This window comes from Pandoraea sp. E26, assembly GCF_000681415.1.
Taxonomy (GTDB): domain Bacteria; phylum Pseudomonadota; class Gammaproteobacteria; order Burkholderiales; family Burkholderiaceae; genus Pandoraea; species Pandoraea pnomenusa.
Map to the genome: position 1 here is coordinate 336411 of NZ_AYXJ01000015.1, position 16148 is coordinate 352558.

Annotated in this window: 14 protein-coding genes; 6 read left to right on the top strand and 8 right to left on the bottom strand. The window is 65.3% G+C overall.

Annotated features, from left to right (window positions below):
- Positions 1-135: 135 nt before the first annotated feature.
- The 6 genes from W930_RS0112470 to W930_RS0112495 form a co-directional block, all read right to left on the bottom strand.
- Positions 136-633 (bottom strand): DUF2946 family protein, encoded by a 498-nt coding sequence (locus W930_RS0112470; protein ID WP_023873060.1) that lies wholly within the window; start codon positions 631-633, stop codon positions 136-138.
- 228 nt (positions 634-861) lie between these two features.
- Entirely contained in the window at positions 862-1563 is a 702-nt protein-coding gene (locus W930_RS0112475) for an OmpW family protein (protein WP_023597641.1), read from the bottom strand.
- 140 nt (positions 1564-1703) lie between these two features.
- Positions 1704-2327, bottom strand: a complete 624-nt coding sequence (locus W930_RS0112480) for an LUD domain-containing protein (RefSeq protein WP_036641364.1) — start codon at positions 2325-2327, stop codon at positions 1704-1706.
- A 2-nt stretch (positions 2328-2329) separates the two neighbouring features.
- Positions 2330-3775, bottom strand: coding sequence for a lactate utilization protein B (locus W930_RS27210; protein WP_023873062.1), 1446 nt, complete (start codon positions 3773-3775; stop codon positions 2330-2332).
- Complete coding sequence (locus W930_RS0112490) at positions 3772-4539, bottom strand: (Fe-S)-binding protein (RefSeq protein ID WP_023873063.1); 768 nt, start codon at positions 4537-4539, stop codon at positions 3772-3774. Before W930_RS0112490 ends, W930_RS27210 begins: the two co-directional genes overlap by 4 nt.
- Positions 4540-4611: 72 nt before the next feature.
- The gene (locus W930_RS0112495; RefSeq protein WP_023597637.1) at positions 4612-6309 is read right to left on the bottom strand and encodes a lactate permease LctP family transporter; all 1698 of its coding nucleotides are present in this window, start codon (positions 6307-6309) and stop codon (positions 4612-4614) included.
- 278 nt (positions 6310-6587) lie between these two features.
- Here W930_RS0112495 and W930_RS0112500 point away from each other — a divergent pair, with 278 nt between their 5' ends.
- The 4 genes from W930_RS0112500 to W930_RS0112515 all read left to right on the top strand — a co-directional run bounded on the left by W930_RS0112500 (position 6588) and on the right by W930_RS0112515 (position 12650).
- Complete coding sequence (locus tag W930_RS0112500) at positions 6588-7349, top strand: FadR/GntR family transcriptional regulator (protein ID WP_023597636.1); 762 nt, start codon at positions 6588-6590, stop codon at positions 7347-7349.
- Positions 7350-7503: 154 nt separating this feature from the next.
- Positions 7504-10107 carry a transglycosylase domain-containing protein gene (locus W930_RS27215; RefSeq protein WP_369798654.1) on the top strand — a complete coding sequence of 868 codons (2604 nt, stop codon included), beginning with the start codon at positions 7504-7506 and terminating at the stop codon, positions 10105-10107.
- Positions 10108-10236: 129 nt separating this feature from the next.
- A complete protein-coding gene (locus tag W930_RS0112510; RefSeq protein WP_224785212.1) occupies positions 10237-11187 on the top strand; it encodes a LysR family transcriptional regulator in 951 nt (316 codons plus the stop codon).
- A gap of 257 nt (positions 11188-11444) precedes the next feature.
- Positions 11445-12650: an NAD-dependent formate dehydrogenase gene (locus tag W930_RS0112515; protein ID WP_023597633.1), complete on the top strand. Its 1206-nt coding sequence runs from the start codon at positions 11445-11447 to the stop codon at positions 12648-12650.
- Between the two features lie 76 nt (positions 12651-12726).
- Here W930_RS0112515 and W930_RS0112520 read toward each other — a convergent pair whose 3' ends face one another.
- On the bottom strand, positions 12727-13446 hold the full coding sequence (locus tag W930_RS0112520) for a glutathione S-transferase N-terminal domain-containing protein (protein WP_023597632.1): 720 nt from the start codon (positions 13444-13446) through the stop codon (positions 12727-12729).
- A 414-nt stretch (positions 13447-13860) separates the two neighbouring features.
- Between W930_RS0112520 and W930_RS0112525 the strand changes: the two genes are divergently transcribed.
- Positions 13861-14688, top strand: coding sequence for an alpha/beta fold hydrolase (locus W930_RS0112525; protein ID WP_023597631.1), 828 nt, complete (start codon positions 13861-13863; stop codon positions 14686-14688).
- Positions 14689-14757: 69 nt separating this feature from the next.
- Here the strand turns inward: W930_RS0112525 and W930_RS0112530 are convergent, their stop codons facing one another.
- Positions 14758-15957: an amino acid aminotransferase gene (locus W930_RS0112530; protein ID WP_023873067.1), complete on the bottom strand. Its 1200-nt coding sequence runs from the start codon at positions 15955-15957 to the stop codon at positions 14758-14760.
- Here W930_RS0112530 and W930_RS30820 point away from each other — a divergent pair.
- A partial coding sequence (locus W930_RS30820) for a hypothetical protein (RefSeq protein ID WP_028731018.1) occupies positions 15956-16148 on the top strand: 193 nt, incomplete at its 3' end. The genes W930_RS0112530 and W930_RS30820 overlap by 2 nt on opposite strands.

Sequence of the window (16148 nt, forward strand, 5' to 3'; positions counted from 1 at the left end):
CGTTCGTTGCATCGTGAGAGATGCACGGCGACGGGCGACGGCGTGCGCCGTCGCGCAGCGCGCGAGCAGACGCACGAACCGGCCAGGCATGGCGCGTTCGGCAAGTGTTACCGGTCGGGACCGGCACGGGAAGGATCAGGCGACGCCGGGCGGCGGTGCGCGCGCGAGGGCGGCGCGGAAGCGGGGGCGCGGGTGGTACGGTACCCGTACCCGGGGGGCGGGGTCGATGTTGGCCTGAGCGGCGCGCGGGAGGGTAAGAACGTCGGTCGTGACGAGCGGCTGGTGCGCCCAGAGCGTGCAGTAGCCGCACTTCTCCCAGTGGTCGGCCGACGCGAGCGAATGATCGGCGCCGTCGTGAAGGCTGTGTTGCTCAGCGGCTTGCGACGGCGTGGGCGGCGCTTGTGCGTCGTCGTGTCCGGAGTGGCCGTCGTGAGCGGGCTCTCGCTGCGCATTGGCGCGCGCTGTGGTGTTCGTTCCGAGCGAGGCCTGCGTGCCTGTCGCCGTGCAGTAGATCGCGAACGGGTCCTGCTGCATGGCCGCCCGCCACTGCGCGATCGCAGGCATGAGCGCCGCCAGCAGGATCGCCAGCAAGGCGATCCCGATTGCGACGCGATGCTGACGGAGCTTGCGCATGCCTGGGCCGGGGGAGTGACGACGTGAGATTCACGGAACCAGGCATTGTAGGCGGGGTCTTCGGCCAACGTAAATGCTTTGCGTTCTCATGTAGGGAGGACGCGACAATTTGACGCATCGCCCGGCGTCGCCCACGGCGTCGCCGACGCGGACTCGCGGCAGCCCGGCCACACGCGAAAAAAAGGAGCGCCACCGTCCGCCAGGCACCTGTGGCGCTCCACACCGGAATCAGAACTTCATGCCGATGCCAACGCCCACGATGAGCGGGTCGATGTGAAGGGTGCCGAGATCGGCGCCGGCAAGCGAGGTGTCGGTCTTCATCCAGACCTTCTTGATGTCGACGTTGAAGAACAGGTTCTTCGTCATCTGGATGTCCACACCGGCTTGCAGTGCCGGACCGACGCTGTGATTCTTGATCGAGATCGGTGTGCCGCCCGCATTCAGGCTACTGTTCCAGAAGCGGGTGTAGTTGACGCCAGCGCCGACGTAGGGCCGAATCTTGCCTGCATGGTTGAAGTGGTATTGCAGCAGCAGCGTGGGCGGCAGCACGTTCACGCCCCCGAGATGTCCGAGGCTCGACGTGAGCTGATGACGCGACATGCCGAGAATGAGCTCCACGCCCACGTTGTCGAGAATCATGTACGTGAAGTCGAGTTCGGGCACGATGGCATTGTTGACGGTCACGCCCAGCGTCGGCAGCACGCTGCCGCTCGCGTGCGAGTCCGGCATGATGCCGATGGCGCGCACGCGCGCAAGGATGTCGCCGGCGTAGATGCCCTGTGAGCTGTCCTTGATGAAGCCGAAGGTCTTCTGCGCTTCGGGGGCGCCTTGTGACGATTGCGACGATTGCGCGTTGGCGCAAGTGCTGGAAATGGCGCCGCCGATGAGCAGCGCGGCGGCGATGGCCGTGGCGCCGAGAGAGTGCTTCATGATGTTGTCCAAAGTCGTGAGTGAGCACGGACGATGGTAGAAGCGGGGGGCGCTTGCGTACTTGATGCGCGTCAAGCGCGGGGAGACACGAGCGCGTCATGCGACAAACTGTCGCGCGCTCGCGTGGCATTCCGATGCATTCAGTCTCGCGACAGCAACACGACGGTGAGCGAGCGCACGCCTTGCGCGCCCTGAATGAGCACCCCTTCGATATCGGCGGTGGCCGAAGGCCCCGTCACCAGCACCGCATACCGCGCCGATGTGAAATCGGGCAGCCGGTAGATGTCCTGCAGGCCGTCGACAATGTCGCGCGGATCGAGCAGCACGACGAGGTGTTGCACGAGATAGCCGAGCGCATTCACGCCGTACTCCTGCTCGGAGAGCCAGACCGAGCCGGTTTCGGCCACACCGAAGCGGGCGCGCACCACACCGACGTCAACGTCGTGCAACGACGCCGGCGCGCGCCCAGCGTCGAGCGGCACGGCGCTTCGGGCCTGTGGCGTCGCGGTGACCGGCGCGACGCCGGGAAAGCGTTCGGCAAGCCACCGGGTCAATGCCGGCGCGTCGTCCAGTGTCACAAGCTTGCCGCCCATGGCGACGAGTTGCTGGCCGAAGCGTTTGTGTCGGTCTCCGGCGGGCGTCTCGAAGACAGGGAGGGCTGGCAGAGGGAAGGGCTCGCGGGTGCCGTCGGCCGGGTGGTCGTCGTCGCGCAGTGCCACGCGTTGCGCCGCGCGCACGCGAACGAGGAAGGCTTCGCGGGACATGTTCACAGGGTCTCCCGGGTGGACGATTGATCGAGGTCGCTCGCCGACGCGTCCGGTGTCGGGTCGAGCGTGCGTCGGTTGGCGTCGTACCAGTCACGAAACGTCTGCGACGGCGCATCGGGAAGGTCGCGGCCCTTGCCCCACGTATTGAGCGGGTTATAGAGCAGCAGGTTGGGCAACCGGTGCAACGCGGCGTTCATCGATTTCACCGACGCCCGGTACAGCACCGGGTTGGCGAGCAGCTTGCCAGCGACCTTGATCAGGCCGCGCTTGACGGGCGGCAACTCGCCTTCCTCGGCCACGATCTGGCGCCACTTGTATAACTGCTCGTGAATGTTGATGCGCACCGGGCAGACGTTCGAGCAACTCCCGTTCATCGTGGATGCGAACGGCAGCGCGCTGTAGCGTTTGAGATCGTATGCGGGGTTGAGGATGGCGCCGATCGGCCCGGCGTAGGTACTGCCGTACGACAGCCCGCTACTGCGTCGGTAGACGGGGCACGTGTTCATGCAGGCGCCACAGCGGATGCACTTGAGCGAGTACCAGAAGTCGTCCATCGCCAGGCGCGCGGTGCGGCCGTTGTCGACGATGACGAAGTGCATTTCGGTGCCGGGACGAGGCGCGCGGAAATGCGAGGTGTACTGCGTGATAGGCGAGCCCAGCGCGCTGCGCGAGAGCAGGCGCACGAACACGCCGAGATCGGCCATGCGCGGGATCAGCTTTTCGATGCCGAGCGACACGATGTGCACTGGCGGCACGTTCGCCGACAGATCGGCGTTGCCTTCATTGGTGCAGACCACGACGGTGCCGGTCTCGGCAACGGCGAAGTTGCAGCCGGTCATCCCGGCGCCCGCCTCGAGAAAGGCGGGGCGTGTCGTGCGGCGCTGGCTTTCCGCCAGGTAGTGCACATCGTCGTTGTTCGGGTCGGTGCCGAGCGTGCGGCCGAACAACTGCGCCACGTCGCCGCGCAGCTTGTGCACGGCTGGCACGACCACGTGCGACGGCGGCTGCCTGTCGAGTTGTTGGATGCGCTCACCGAGATCGGTTTCCATCACCTGGATGCCGCGCGGTTCCAGGTATTCGCGAAGCTCGCACTCGTCGGTCAGCATGGACTTGCTCTTGACGAGTGTTCTGACGTCGTGCGCCGCCAGAATGCCGTGCACGATGGCGTTGTGCGCGGCGGCATCGTGCGCCCAATGCACTTTCACGCCGTTGGCTTCGGCCCGCGCGGCGAACTGTTCGAGATAATCCCCCAGCCGGGAGAGTGTGTGTTCCTTGATCTGCGAGGCGAGTGTGCGCAGCGTCTCCCATTCGTCGATGGATGCCGCTTGCGCGTCGCGCTTCATGCGCAGGTCCCAGAGTCGCTTGTCGTGGAACGCCACATGTTCCGTCTTGGCGAGAAACGCCTCTGCGTTTTTCGCATGATCGACGCGTGTCGTGCGGCTCATGCCGGGACCTCCTCGCGCGCGCCGCCGTCCACCCCATTGAGGATCTGCGCGATATGCAGGAAGCGCATGGGGGTTCGGGTGCGGGCCGCGCAGCCCTTCTGATGCATCAGGCACGACATGTCGGCCGAGACGATGAACTGCGCGCCCGCGTCGAAATGATCGCGAACCTTGTCCTGCCCCATCTTGACGGAGACGGCCTGCTCGGACACCGAGAACGTGCCGCCGAAGCCGCAGCACTCGTCCGGGCGGCGCGGGGCGGCGAAGCGGATGCCCGGCACGCCTTCGAGCAGCGTGCGCGCCTTCGACCACGGCTCGCCGGGAATCTCGCTCGCCGACGCCGCATGCAGGTGACGGATGGCGCTGCAGCTGTTGTGCAGCCCCACCGTGTGAGGGAAGTTGGCCCACGGGAAGTCGCGAACCTGCAGAATGTCGTGCAGGAATTCCGTGAGCTCGTACGTGTTGGCGCGAACCGTCGCAACGCGCTCCGACTCGCCGGCCGCGCTCAGGTGCTTGCGCACGTGATGCACGCAGCTCGAAGAGGGCGACACGATGCAGTCGTAGCCGGCGAAGTTCTCGACGAAGAGCGCTTCGGTCCCGGCTGCGTCGGCTTCGCAGCCATTGTTGGCGAGCGGTTGCCCGCAGCAGGTCTGACGGCGCGGGTAATCCACTGTCACACCGAGTTTCTCGAGCAGTTCCAGGGTGGCGATGCCCACTTCGGGGAACAGCGCATCGATGAAACAGGGAACGAACAGGGCCACTTTCATGGGGGTCTCCTACGGGGGACGACACGTCCGCCGCCGTGTGGCCGGCGACGGACGCTGCTACGGGAAACGGCTTCAGTGCACCAGCATCCCCGTGAGCCAGTAAGCCTGCACGAGCGTGATCAGGCCGGCGAGCACCACGAACATGAGGCTGTGCCAGACCGTGAAGCGGAACAGATCGGCTTCCTTGCCGATCAGCCCGGTTGCCGCGCACGCCACGGCGATCGATTGCGGGGAAATCATCTTGCCGGTCACACCGCCAGTGGTGTTGGCGGCGACGAGCAACGTGTTGGACACGCCGATCTGCTGCGCGGTGGTGCTTTGCAGGCCGGAGAAGAGCGCGTTGGACGAGGTGTCCGATCCCGTCAGGAACACCCCCAGCCAGCCGAGCAGCGGGGAGAAGAACGGAAACGCCGCGCCGGTATGGGCAAGCAGCAACGCCAGCGTCGTCGACATGCCCGAGTAGTTCATGACGAACGCGAACGCGAGTACCAGACCGATGGCCAGCACGGGCTTTTTCAGCTCGGCGACGGTTTCGAAGAAGCTTTTCACGCCATCGGCGGGCTTCATGCGGAGCAGGGCCATGGACAGCAGCGCCGCGATGAAGATGGCGGTGCCGGTGGCCGAGAGCGCGTCCCACTTGAAGATGGCGTCCATCGGCGTGGGGTTGGCGACGATCGGCGCCGCCTTGGCAACCAGGCGATCGAGACCGGGCACGTGCAGGGCCGGTACCGTCCAGGCGAGCACGGCACCCTTGGCGAAGAGTGCCTTGAACGCGGGCAGGCTCCAGATCGTGACCATGCCGGTGAGAATCAGGAACGGCGACCATGCGCGCAGAATCTGGGCGCCGGTGTAAGGCGAGGCTTGACGGCTTCGCGGCGCGCCGCCGCCGAAGCCACCCAGCGCGGCGGCGCCGCCCGAGGTCGTGACGGTCGCGCCGCCGCGCGCGGCCGACGTCTTCGGTTGCCAGACCTTCAGGAAGCTGGCCAGACACACGAGCGAGAACAGCGACGAGATGATGTCCGGCAGTTCCGGTCCGATGTGGTTCGACGAGAAGTACTGCGCCACGGCGAAGCTGCCGCCGGCCACGAGCGCGGCGGGCCACGTCTCCTTCACGCCACGTTTGCCGTCCATGATGAAGACCAGCCAGAACGGCACGAAGGCCGAGAGCAGGGGCAACTGACGCCCGGCCATGGCGCCGATGTGGAACGGGTCGATGCCGCTCACCTGGCCGGCCACGATGATCGGAATGCCCATCGCACCGAACGCCACCGGCGCGGTATTGGCGATCAGGCAAAGACCGGCCGCGTACAGCGGCTGGAAACCCAGCCCGACAAGCAGCGCGGCGGTGATCGCCACCGGGGCGCCGAACCCGGCCGCGCCTTCGAGGAATGCGCCGAACGAAAAGCCGATCAGCAGCATTTGCAGTCGCTGGTCGTCGGTCAGCGAGACCACCGAGCTACGAATGATGTCGAATTGCCCGGTCTTGACCACGACCCGGTAAAGAAACACCGCCGTCACGATGATCCATGCGATAGGCCACAGGCCATATGCGAAGCCGTACACGGCCGACATCGCGGCCATGCGCGCCGGCATGCCGAAATACGCCACGGCGATGAGCAGCGCGAGCGCAACGGTCACAGCACCCGCGACATGCGCCTTCATGCGCAGCCCTGCCAGCCCAACGAAGAAAACGATAATCGGTAACGCGGCCATGAGTGCCGCAATCCATAGCGTGCCACCCGGCACGTAGTTCTGAACCCACACTTCCACTTACGTCTCCTCGATTTGGTGATCGATGCTTTGATGCCCGTTCGGGCTGTATGCCGTGCGCGCGTGCACGCGCTGATGGCGGCAGGGGCACGACGGTCGGCTCGGACGTGATGTCCGGCTGCCGCGATGATCGACACCCGGGAAACGTTCGGGCAAACTGGTCGTACCAGTTGTCGCGGGTGACGACCGATGGAGCAAAATCACGGCATGCCCGGAACATGCGCCGACGGCGTATGCGGGGGAGGCGACATGCGTTCGCCTCGCGGTCCGATCCGCGCATGGCCGATATCCACCGCATTGGCAACGTCGCAGGAGACGTCATCGTGAGCGGTCCCAATCTGACCGAGCGCATCACGCGCGAGCTCGAAACCCGATTGATCGAAGGTGTCTGGTCGCCGGGCGAGCGCATTCCCAGCGAACGCGCACTCGCGACATCGCTTGGCGTGGCCCGCTCGACGGTGCGCGCGGCGCTTCAGCGACTGATTGCGCGCGGGTTGCTCAAGACACGCGCCGCGTCGGGCGTCTATGTCTCGGATCGGTTGCAGACGGGGTTGATTTCGCCGTGGCGGCAACTCGTAGGCGATCACCCGGAACTGCGCCCCGACATGCTGGAATTCCGGCTGATGCTCGAAGGCACCACGGCCTACCTGGCAGCGGTGCGGGCCACCGACGAGGACCTCGCACGCATCGGCGAACTGGTCGACGGGCTGGTCGCTGCGCACGCACACGGCGACACCGTGCTCGAATCGCGCCTGGACGGCGACTTCCATACGGCGCTTGCGAACGCGTCGCACAATGCGATGCTGCGTCACTTGCAGGGCAGTGTGGTCAAGATGCTCTACGAGCACATCTCGCTCAATAACGCCGGACTGACCGAGTTGCGCGAACAGGCCTCGGAGACGATTCTCGCGCAGCACCTCGCGCTCTGGGAGGCGATTCGCACGCGTCAGCCGGACGAAGCGCGGCGCATCATGCGCGAGCACATCGGCTTCGTGTGGCGCAAGCTGGAGCCCGAATCCCCGGTGCCGATCGTGCCCTGACGCCACTCGCGGTTAACCTCGTACGCCTGTACGCCGCCTGCGCAACACCCGCCGCCCCCGCTGGTTTTGGTAGGATGCGGACTTTGCCACGCGGTCCCCCATCGTGAAGCGCCTGATTTCGTCGTTGTTCTTGCTGTTCCAGCATGTCGTCGCCCTGGCGGGGCGGTTTGGCCGGCGCCTCTGGCAACGCCTGCAACCGTATGCCGCGCGTGCATGGCATCACGTGCGCCACCCCACGCGTCGCGGTGTGCTGATCGCCATTGCGGTGCCGCCGGGCCTGCTCATCGCCTACACGTTGATCCTGATTCCGTTCACGCCGGGCATTCGCGACATTCGTCGCGCGATGATCGACCGGCCCGCGCAGGTCTTGTCGGCCGACGGCAAGCTGCTCGCCGAGTTTCGCCCGTCGAATCGCGAGTGGGTGGCGCTCAAGGACGTGTCGCCGAATGTGGTCAAGGCGCTCATCGCCACCGAAGATCACCGCTTCTACGAACACCATGGCATCGATCTGAAGCGTACGGCCGGGGCGGCGCTGCGCACGTTCTCCGGCGATCGGCAGGGCGGCTCGACGCTCACCCAGCAGCTCGCCCGTAACCTTTATCCCGACGAAATCGGCCGTGCACCCACGCTCACGCGCAAGCTCAAGGAGGCGATCACCGCGCTCAAGATCGAGGCCGTGTACACGAAGCCCGAGATTCTCGAGACCTATCTGAACACCGTGCCGTTCCTGTACAACGCCTACGGCATCGAGATGGCCGCGCGCACGTACTTCGACAAGTCGGCCGACCAACTGGACGTGGTCGAGGCCGCCACGCTCGTGGGCATGCTCAAGGGCAACAGCTACTACAATCCGGTGATCAATCCGGAGCGCGCGCTGCAACGGCGCAACACGGTGCTTGCGCAGATGGTGAAATTCGGCGATCTCGACGCGTCGAAGCTCGCCGCGCTGCAAAAGCGCCCGCTGCGCATCGACTTCGAGCGCCAGACCGAAGCGCCGGGCCCCGCGCCGCACTTCGCGCAGCAGTTGCGCAAGTGGCTGATCGGCTGGGCGGATCGCAACGACTACAACATCTACTCCGACGGCCTCGTGGTGCACACCACCATCGACTCGCGTCTGCAGGCCATCGCCACGCAGGCGCTCACGCGTCAGGCGAACCAGTTGCAGGGCATCGCGGACGCGAACTGGTCGGCGCGCGGCGGCTGGCGCGACAGCACGGCGCTCGTGCAGTCGTTCGTGCGTGAGTCGGCGGAGTACCGCAATGCGGTGGCGGCTGGCGAAGCACCGGAGGCGACAATGAAGCGGCTGCTGGCCGACAGGTCCTTCATGCAGAATTTGCGCACCACCAAAACGCGTGTGCAGGCGGGCTTTCTCGCCATCGATCCGCGCACCGGCGAAATTCGCGCCTGGGTCGGTAGTCGCGATTTCACGATCGATCCCTTCGATCATGTGCAGCAGGCCCGGCGCCAGCCCGGTTCGACGTTCAAGCCGTTCGTCTACGGCGCGGCCTTCGTCAAGGGACACAAGCCGGAGGACACCATCGTCGACCAGGTCGTCGACATTCCCCTTGCGGGCGGCGAGATCTGGCGCCCCAGCGACGATTCCACGCCGACCAACAAGCCCATGACGCTGCGCGATGCGCTTGCGCAATCGCGCAACACCGTGACGGCGCAACTCATGCAGGACGTCGGGCCTTCGCGCGTGGTCGGATTGGCGCGAGCGATGGGGGTGCGCGAGAGCAAGCTCGATCCGGTGCCGTCGCTGGCGTTGGGCACGAGTCCCGTCTCGCTCAAGGAGATGGTGGCCGCCTACGGCACGATTGCCGACGGCGGCGAGTATCGCGAGCCGACCATGGTCACCGAGATTACGAACGGCGACGGCGATGTGCTCGCCACGTTTTCGCCGGCTCGCCCCGAGCGCGCGCTCTCGCGGACCGACGACTATACGTTGCTCGACACGATGCGCGGTGTCGTCAACCGGGGCACCGGGAGTGCGATCCGTACGCGCTTCGGCATTCGCGCCGACGTGGCGGGCAAGACGGGCACGACGCAAGACAATGCCGACGGGTGGTTCATCCTGATGCAGCCGCAACTCGTGGCGGGCGCCTGGGTCGGCTTCAACGACAGTCGCATCACACTGCGCAGCGACTATTGGGGGCAGGGCGCGCACAGCGCGTTGCCGATCGTCGGCGATGTGTTCTCGCGGGCGCTGCGCGCCAGGGTGATCGATCCGAACGCAAAATTCGAGGCGCCCGACAACCATCATTGGTACAGCGATTGGTGGACGAGGGCGTCGGAATGGGTGACGTCGCTTTTCGCGAAGTCCCCTGAACCGGAGTCCAGGCGCAAGGCGCCCGTGAAGCGGCCCGCCGCATCCGCGCCGTCCACCGCGTCGGTGCCCCGGCCGGAGGCGGCGAGCGACGGCGGACCGTTGCCGGTGCCCGTGGCGTCCGCGGTGCTGGCGCAGCCGGAATATGCGTCGCCTGCGAGCGTACCGCCGGCCTCGGGGGTGTCAACTGGCGTCCCATCTTCCACGCCCTCGCAGACGACACCCGGCGCGCCGCACGGCAACACGATTCCCGGCGTGCCCGGTGAGTGGAACGGGCCGGGCGGGGCGGGGCCCGCGCCGAACGGCAGTCCGACGTCGTCGGGCCGCGCGGGCGCGGCAAGCCCGGGAAGTGCCGGCACACCGATCTTCTCATTGCCCGGCGCTTCCGGTTCGACGCCATCCTCGTCGCCCACTTCCGCGTCGGGGCAATGATCGCGCCGCGGGCGCGCATTCTCGATGCGATCGGCCGCCCGGCGCGACCATGACAGATATGCGGCTTTCTCATGACTGACCCACGATGGCTTGCGCTATATTTGAATGTATATAGCGAACGCGCATGCCATGACGACCGTGGCATTCGGAACCGGGGAGGCGCAGGGCATGTTCATCCGTCAGTTGAACTATCTGGTAGCGCTTGCACAGGCGCGGCATTTCCGCCGGGCGGCTGAGCTGTGCAATGTCTCGCAGCCGACGCTCTCGGGCGCGATTCGCAGCATCGAGGAGGAATTCGGCTTGTCGATCGTGCGACGCGGACGCCGCTTCGAAGGCTTCACGCCCGAGGGCGAGCGTGTGCTGGCCTGGGCGCGGCAGGTGCTCGCCGATTGCGAGGGGTTGCGGCAGGAGGCGAGCGCGGGGCGACGCGAGGTCAACGGCTGCCTGCGCATTGGCGCGATTCCGACCGCGTTGCCGCTCGTGCCATTGCTCACCGACGCCTGTCTGACGGCGTTTTCCGGCATGCGTCACGAGGTCTTCACGCTCTCCGCCACACAGGCGCTGCGTCAATTGTCCGAACTCGATCTGGACGTTGGACTCAGCTATCTCGACGATCCGCGTCTGCGCGCGTTCGAAACCGTCTCCCTGTTTCGTGAACGCTACGTGCTCATCGTTCGCGACGCGTCGGTGCTCGGGGGGCGCGCGTCGCTGTCATGGCATGAGGCGGCCCGACTGCCCCTGTGCCTGCTCACGGGAAACATGCAGTGTCGCCAGGGGATCGATGCGGCGTTTTCCCGTGCCGGAACGTCGGCGTCGCCGCGCGTGGAGACGGACTCGCTCATGGCGCTGTATGCCCACGTGCGATGCGCGGGCCTGTGCAGCATCGTGCCGCACAGCGTGCTGTGCCTGGCAGAGATGCGCGACGAATTGCACGCCGTGCCGTTGCAGCCCGCGCTGCATCGCGAAATCGGCTTGATCCTTCGGGAGCGCCAGCCGCGCCCGCCCTTGCTCGATGCGGCCATTGCCGCCTTTCGCAGCGTGGATCTTCAGACGCGGCTCGATGCGCTGCTGACGCCGTAACGCGGCGGCGCCGTGTCGGCATATCTCGGCGCGCGCCTCGGCCTGGTGTCGCGTCGAACCAGGATGACGAATTCGCCACACGGGAGCCTGTCGCGCTGCCGAGCGCGCCCGACGTGATAGATCCCGCCGATCATCCGATCGACCGGAACGATTTTCCCTTCCCGCCCGCCGCAACGATCATTGGCCTCAATGCCGGGTCGCCACGAGGCGTCGCCGATGCAGATATCTTGCAGTCAACCCTTCAGGAGCGAGACATCATGGCCAAGATTGTGTGTGTGCTGTACGACGACCCCGTTGCCGGATACCCGAAAACCTATGCCCGTGACGACCTACCGAAAATCGAGTGCTATCCCGACGGGCAGACACTGCCCACGCCCAGGGGCATCGACTTCGCGCCGGGCGCGCTGCTCGGCAGCGTGTCCGGGGAGCTGGGCTTGCGCAACTATCTGGAATCGAATGGCCATCAGCTCGTGGTGACGTCGAGCAAGGACGGCGAGAACAGCGTGCTCGATCGCGAACTGGTCGACGCCGAGATCGTCATTTCGCAACCGTTCTGGCCCGCCTATATGACGGCCGAACGTATCGCGCGTGCGAAGCGGCTCAAGATGATCGTGACCGCCGGTATTGGCTCGGATCACACCGATCTGCAAGCCGCCATGGAGCACGGCATCACCGTTGCGGAAGTGACCTACTGCAACAGTAACAGCGTGGCCGAGCACGTCATGATGACCACGCTCGCGCTGGTGCGGAACTATCTCCCGTCATATCAGTGGGTGCTCAAGGGCGGTTGGAACATTGCCGACTGCGTGTCGCGTTCGTACGACCTCGAAGGCATGCACGTGGGAACGGTCGCGGCCGGGCGCATCGGCTTGCGCGTGTTGCGGCTGATGAAGCCGTTCGGCACGCATCTGCATTATCTCGATCGTCATCGGCTGCCGGCGTCTGTCGAGCAGGAACTGAATCTCACGTACCACACCAGTCTCGAGAGCCTGGCGAAGGCGTGCGACGTGGTCACGCTGAACTGCCCGCTGCATCCGGAGACGGAGCACATGATCAATGCGCAGAGCCTGAAGCACTTCAGGCGTGGTGCCTATCTGATCAATACCGCTCGCGGCAAATTGTGCGATCGCGACGCGGTGGCCGCCGCGCTGGAGAGCGGCCAGCTCGCGGGCTACGGTGGCGACGTGTGGTTTCCGCAGCCGGCACCGGCCGATCATCCGTGGCGCCACATGCCGCACCACGGCATGACACCGCACATCTCGGGCACGAGCCTCTCGGCGCAGACGCGCTATGCGGCGGGCACGCGCGAAATTCTGGAGTGCTATTTCGAGAATCGTCCGATCCGCGACGAGTACCTGATCGTGCAGCGGGGCCGACTCGCGGGCGTGGGGGCGCATTCGTACAGCGCGGGCAATGCAACGAGCGGCTCCGAAGAGGCGGCGCGCTTCAGTAAGTCGGCATAAGGCTTCGGAACTTCCGCCTCGCGTGACTTCGTGCTCAACGGCCGGGCATCTCATCGATGCACCGGCCATTTTTTCCTCAGGCGGGACGCTTGGGAATGTCGAGGCCGCGAATCACGGCAGGGCGCGCGACGAAGGCATTGAGCGCGCGTTGCACGTTGCGGAACTGCTCGAAGCCCACGAGCTCGCCCGCTTCGTAGAAGCCGACGAGGTTGCGAATCCACGGGAAGGTGGCGATGTCGGCAATGGTGTACTCGTCGCCCATGATCCACTCGCGCGTTGCCAGATGCTTGTCGAGCACCGCAAGCAGGCGTTTGGACTCATTGACGTAACGATCGCGAGGACGCTTGTCCTCGTACTCCTTGCCGGCGAACTTATGGAAGAATCCGAGCTGACCGAACATCGGTCCCACGCCGCCCATCTGGAACATCACCCATTGCAGCGTTTCATAGCGCGCCGCCGGGTCGGCGGGCAGCAGTTTTCCGGTCTTCTCCGCCAGGTACCAGAGGATGGCGCCCGATTCGAACAGCGGCAGCGGCTTGCCGCCGGGGCCGTTGGGGTCGAGGATCGCCGGGATCTTGTTGTTCGGATTGAGCGACAGGAATTCCGGCGAGAGCTGATCGTCGGTCTGGAAGCTGACCAGGTGCACTTCATAAGGCAGCCCGATTTCCTCCAGCATGATCGATACCTTCACGCCGTTGGGGGTGGGCAGCGAGTACAGCTGCAAACGTTCGGGATGTGTGGCCGGCCACTTGTGCGTGATCGGAAACGAGGACAAATCGTGGGACTGATCGGACATGGGAATCGATGCAATCGGAATGAGCGGCCAAACGCACCGCGGGACAGCCAATATAACGCCAAGTGCACTGGCGCGCTGACGCACGCACCGTCGCCAGTCATGCATGCACCGCGATCGTGCGTCGAGGTGCCGCTGCGGCTTTCATGTCAGCCTTGCGGCGTGTCGTGTGAATCCGGCTCATGCGCGCATCAAGGTAACTCCACTTGAACGCGCGTTCATCGCGGCATTAAATAGAGTTCCTTCGCGTGGCGCGCGTCATTGCCGCCGCACGAAGTGCTGTCGCTGCGGCGGGCGCCCTGCGCAGCGCCGCGTTCCTGTCGAGACGCGGCTTCCCCCCGCCATGACGGCGTTGCGTCTCGTTCCCCCCTCCTCCTCGTTCTTAGTTCTTATCGCGCATTGCGCAAGGATCGAACCATGAGCACGTTCAAGACGAAAGACGGCACGTCGATTTATTACAAGGACTGGGGCTCTGGCCGCCCCGTGGTGTTCTCGCACGGCTGGCCGCTCAGCGCCGACGCCTGGGACGCCCAGATGCTGTTCCTCGTGCAGCACGGCTATCGCGCGATCGCGCACGACCGTCGCGGGCACGGCCGCTCGGACCAGCCGGGGCACGGCAACGACATGGATACTTATGCCGACGATCTCGCGGCGCTGGTCGAGCATCTCGATTTGCACAACGCCACCTTCGTGGGCCATTCGACCGGCGGCGGCGAGGTGGCGCACTACCTCGGACGCCACGGTACGAAGCGCGCGGCGCAGGCCGTGCTGATCGGTGCCGTGCCGCCGGTCATGGTGAAGTCCGACAAGAATCCGAACGGACTGCCCATCGGCGTGTTCGACGAAATTCGCGCCAACGTCGCCGGCAATCGTTCCCAGTTCTATCGTGACCTCGCCGTGCCGTTCTACGGCTACAACCGGCCGAACGTCAAATCGTCGCAAGGCGTGATCGATGCCTTCTGGCTTCAGGGCATGTGGGGATCGCACCTCGGGCAATACCTGTGCGTGAAGGAGTTCTCCGAGGTCGATTACACGGAGGACCTCAAGAAGATCGATGTGCCGACCCTCGTGTTGCACGGCGACGACGACCAGATCGTACCGATCGACGATTCGGGCAAGCTGACCGCACAGATCGTCAAGAACGCCACGCTCAAGGTCTACCCCGGTGGCGCGCACGGCATGTGCACGATCGAGGCCGACAAGGTGAACGCCGACCTGCTGGCATTCCTGCGCACGGCGTCCTAAGCGGCGCGAGACAAGAAAAAAGGGACGGCATGCCGTCCCTTTTTCATCGCGTCGGCGAAGCGGCAGCGCTCAGCCGTTCTTGAGCACCTTGGCGATGCTGTCCGCCACCACGGCAACGTTCTTCTCGTTGAGCCCTGCCACGCACATGCGGCCCGAGCGGATCAGGTAGACCCCGTACTGCTCGCGCAGCACGTCGACCTGCGCCGCCGAAAGACCCGTGTACGTAAACATGCCACGCTGCTCCAGATAGCGCGAAAGCATGTTCGCCGGCACGTGAGCGCGCAGCCCTTCATGAATCGCACCGCGCATGCGGGTGATGCGCTGGCACATTTCCGAGAGTTCGGCTTCCCACGCCTTGCGCAGTTCCGGCGTGCTCAGCACCTTGGCCACGATCTTGGCGCCGTGCGTGGGCGGGTTGCTGTAGTTCGAACGAACGGCGCTCGTCAACTGACCCAGCACGCGATCGGCCGCTTCCGACGACTCGCAGATCACCGACAGGCCGCCGCAACGCTCTCCATACAGCGAGAAGTTCTTCGAGAACGAATTGGCGACGAACGCCGGCACGCCCTGACGCGCGAGTTCGCGAATCACGAACGCATCGGCGTCGATGCCCGAACCGAAGCCCTGATAGGCCATGTCGACGAACGGCAGCAGTTCGCGCTTTTTGAGCACGTCGATCAGTTGCACCCATTGAGCGTCGTTCAGATCGACACCGGTCGGGTTGTGGCAGCACGCGTGCAGCAGTACCACGCTGCGGGCCGGGAGCTTGTCGATGGCGTCGACCATTGCTTCGAACTGCAGACCGCCGGTGGCTTCGTCGTAATACGGATACGTATTCACGGTGAACCCGGCACGCTCGAAAATGAAGCGATGGTTGTCCCACGTCGGGTCGCTTACCCACACCTGCGAGTTCGGGAAGTAACGCTTGATGAAGTCGGCGCCGACCTTGAGCGCCCCGGAGCCGCCGAGCGTTTGCACGGTGGCGATGCTGCCGTTGGCGCGGGCAGGCGAGTCCTCACCGAAGACCAGTCCCTGCACGGCGTCGCGGTAGTTGGCGAAGCCCGCCATCGGCAGGTACGGCTTCGGCCCGACTTCGGCCAGCAGCAGGGCTTCGGCTTCGCGCACGGCCTGCATGACCGGGAGACGGCCAGCTTCGTCGTAATAAATGCCGATGCTCAGGTTGACCTTGTTGGTACGCGGATCCTTGGCGAAATTCTCGTTGAGCGAGAGGATCGGGTCGCCGGGATAGGCATCGATATGTTCGAACATGGCAGTTCCTGAAAAAACGATAGAGATTCGTGACGATGTCGCTGACGCAGGCCCGGATCAGAGCCACGCCGCCGGGCGCACCCGGTGGCAAACGCTTGATGATACCGCTAGTGAGGTATCCCCGGGGATTGCCGGAATGGCCGGAATTGCGGAGATGACGAGTGACGCGGCAGTCGGCGGGGGGGGGGTGG

Bases quoted from the DNA above. Each gene is read 5' to 3' on its own strand.
- W930_RS0112470 (WP_023873060.1), bottom strand. From the start codon at position 633: ATGCGCAAGCTCCGTCAGCATCGCGTCGCAATCGGGATCGCCTTGCTG.
- W930_RS0112475 (WP_023597641.1), bottom strand. From the start codon at position 1,563: ATGAAGCACTCTCTCGGCGCCACGGCCATCGCCGCCGCGCTGCTCATC.
- W930_RS0112480 (WP_036641364.1), bottom strand. From the start codon at position 2,327: ATGTCCCGCGAAGCCTTCCTCGTTCGCGTGCGCGCGGCGCAACGCGTG.
- W930_RS27210 (WP_023873062.1), bottom strand. From the start codon at position 3,775: ATGAGCCGCACGACACGCGTCGATCATGCGAAAAACGCAGAGGCGTTT.
- W930_RS0112490 (WP_023873063.1), bottom strand. From the start codon at position 4,539: ATGAAAGTGGCCCTGTTCGTTCCCTGTTTCATCGATGCGCTGTTCCCC.
- W930_RS0112500 (WP_023597636.1), top strand. From the start codon at position 6,588: ATGGCCGATATCCACCGCATTGGCAACGTCGCAGGAGACGTCATCGTG.
- W930_RS0112510 (WP_224785212.1), top strand. From the start codon at position 10,237: ATGACGACCGTGGCATTCGGAACCGGGGAGGCGCAGGGCATGTTCATC.
- W930_RS0112515 (WP_023597633.1), top strand. From the start codon at position 11,445: ATGGCCAAGATTGTGTGTGTGCTGTACGACGACCCCGTTGCCGGATAC.
- W930_RS0112520 (WP_023597632.1), bottom strand. From the start codon at position 13,446: ATGTCCGATCAGTCCCACGATTTGTCCTCGTTTCCGATCACGCACAAG.
- W930_RS0112525 (WP_023597631.1), top strand. From the start codon at position 13,861: ATGAGCACGTTCAAGACGAAAGACGGCACGTCGATTTATTACAAGGAC.
- W930_RS0112530 (WP_023873067.1), bottom strand. From the start codon at position 15,957: ATGTTCGAACATATCGATGCCTATCCCGGCGACCCGATCCTCTCGCTC.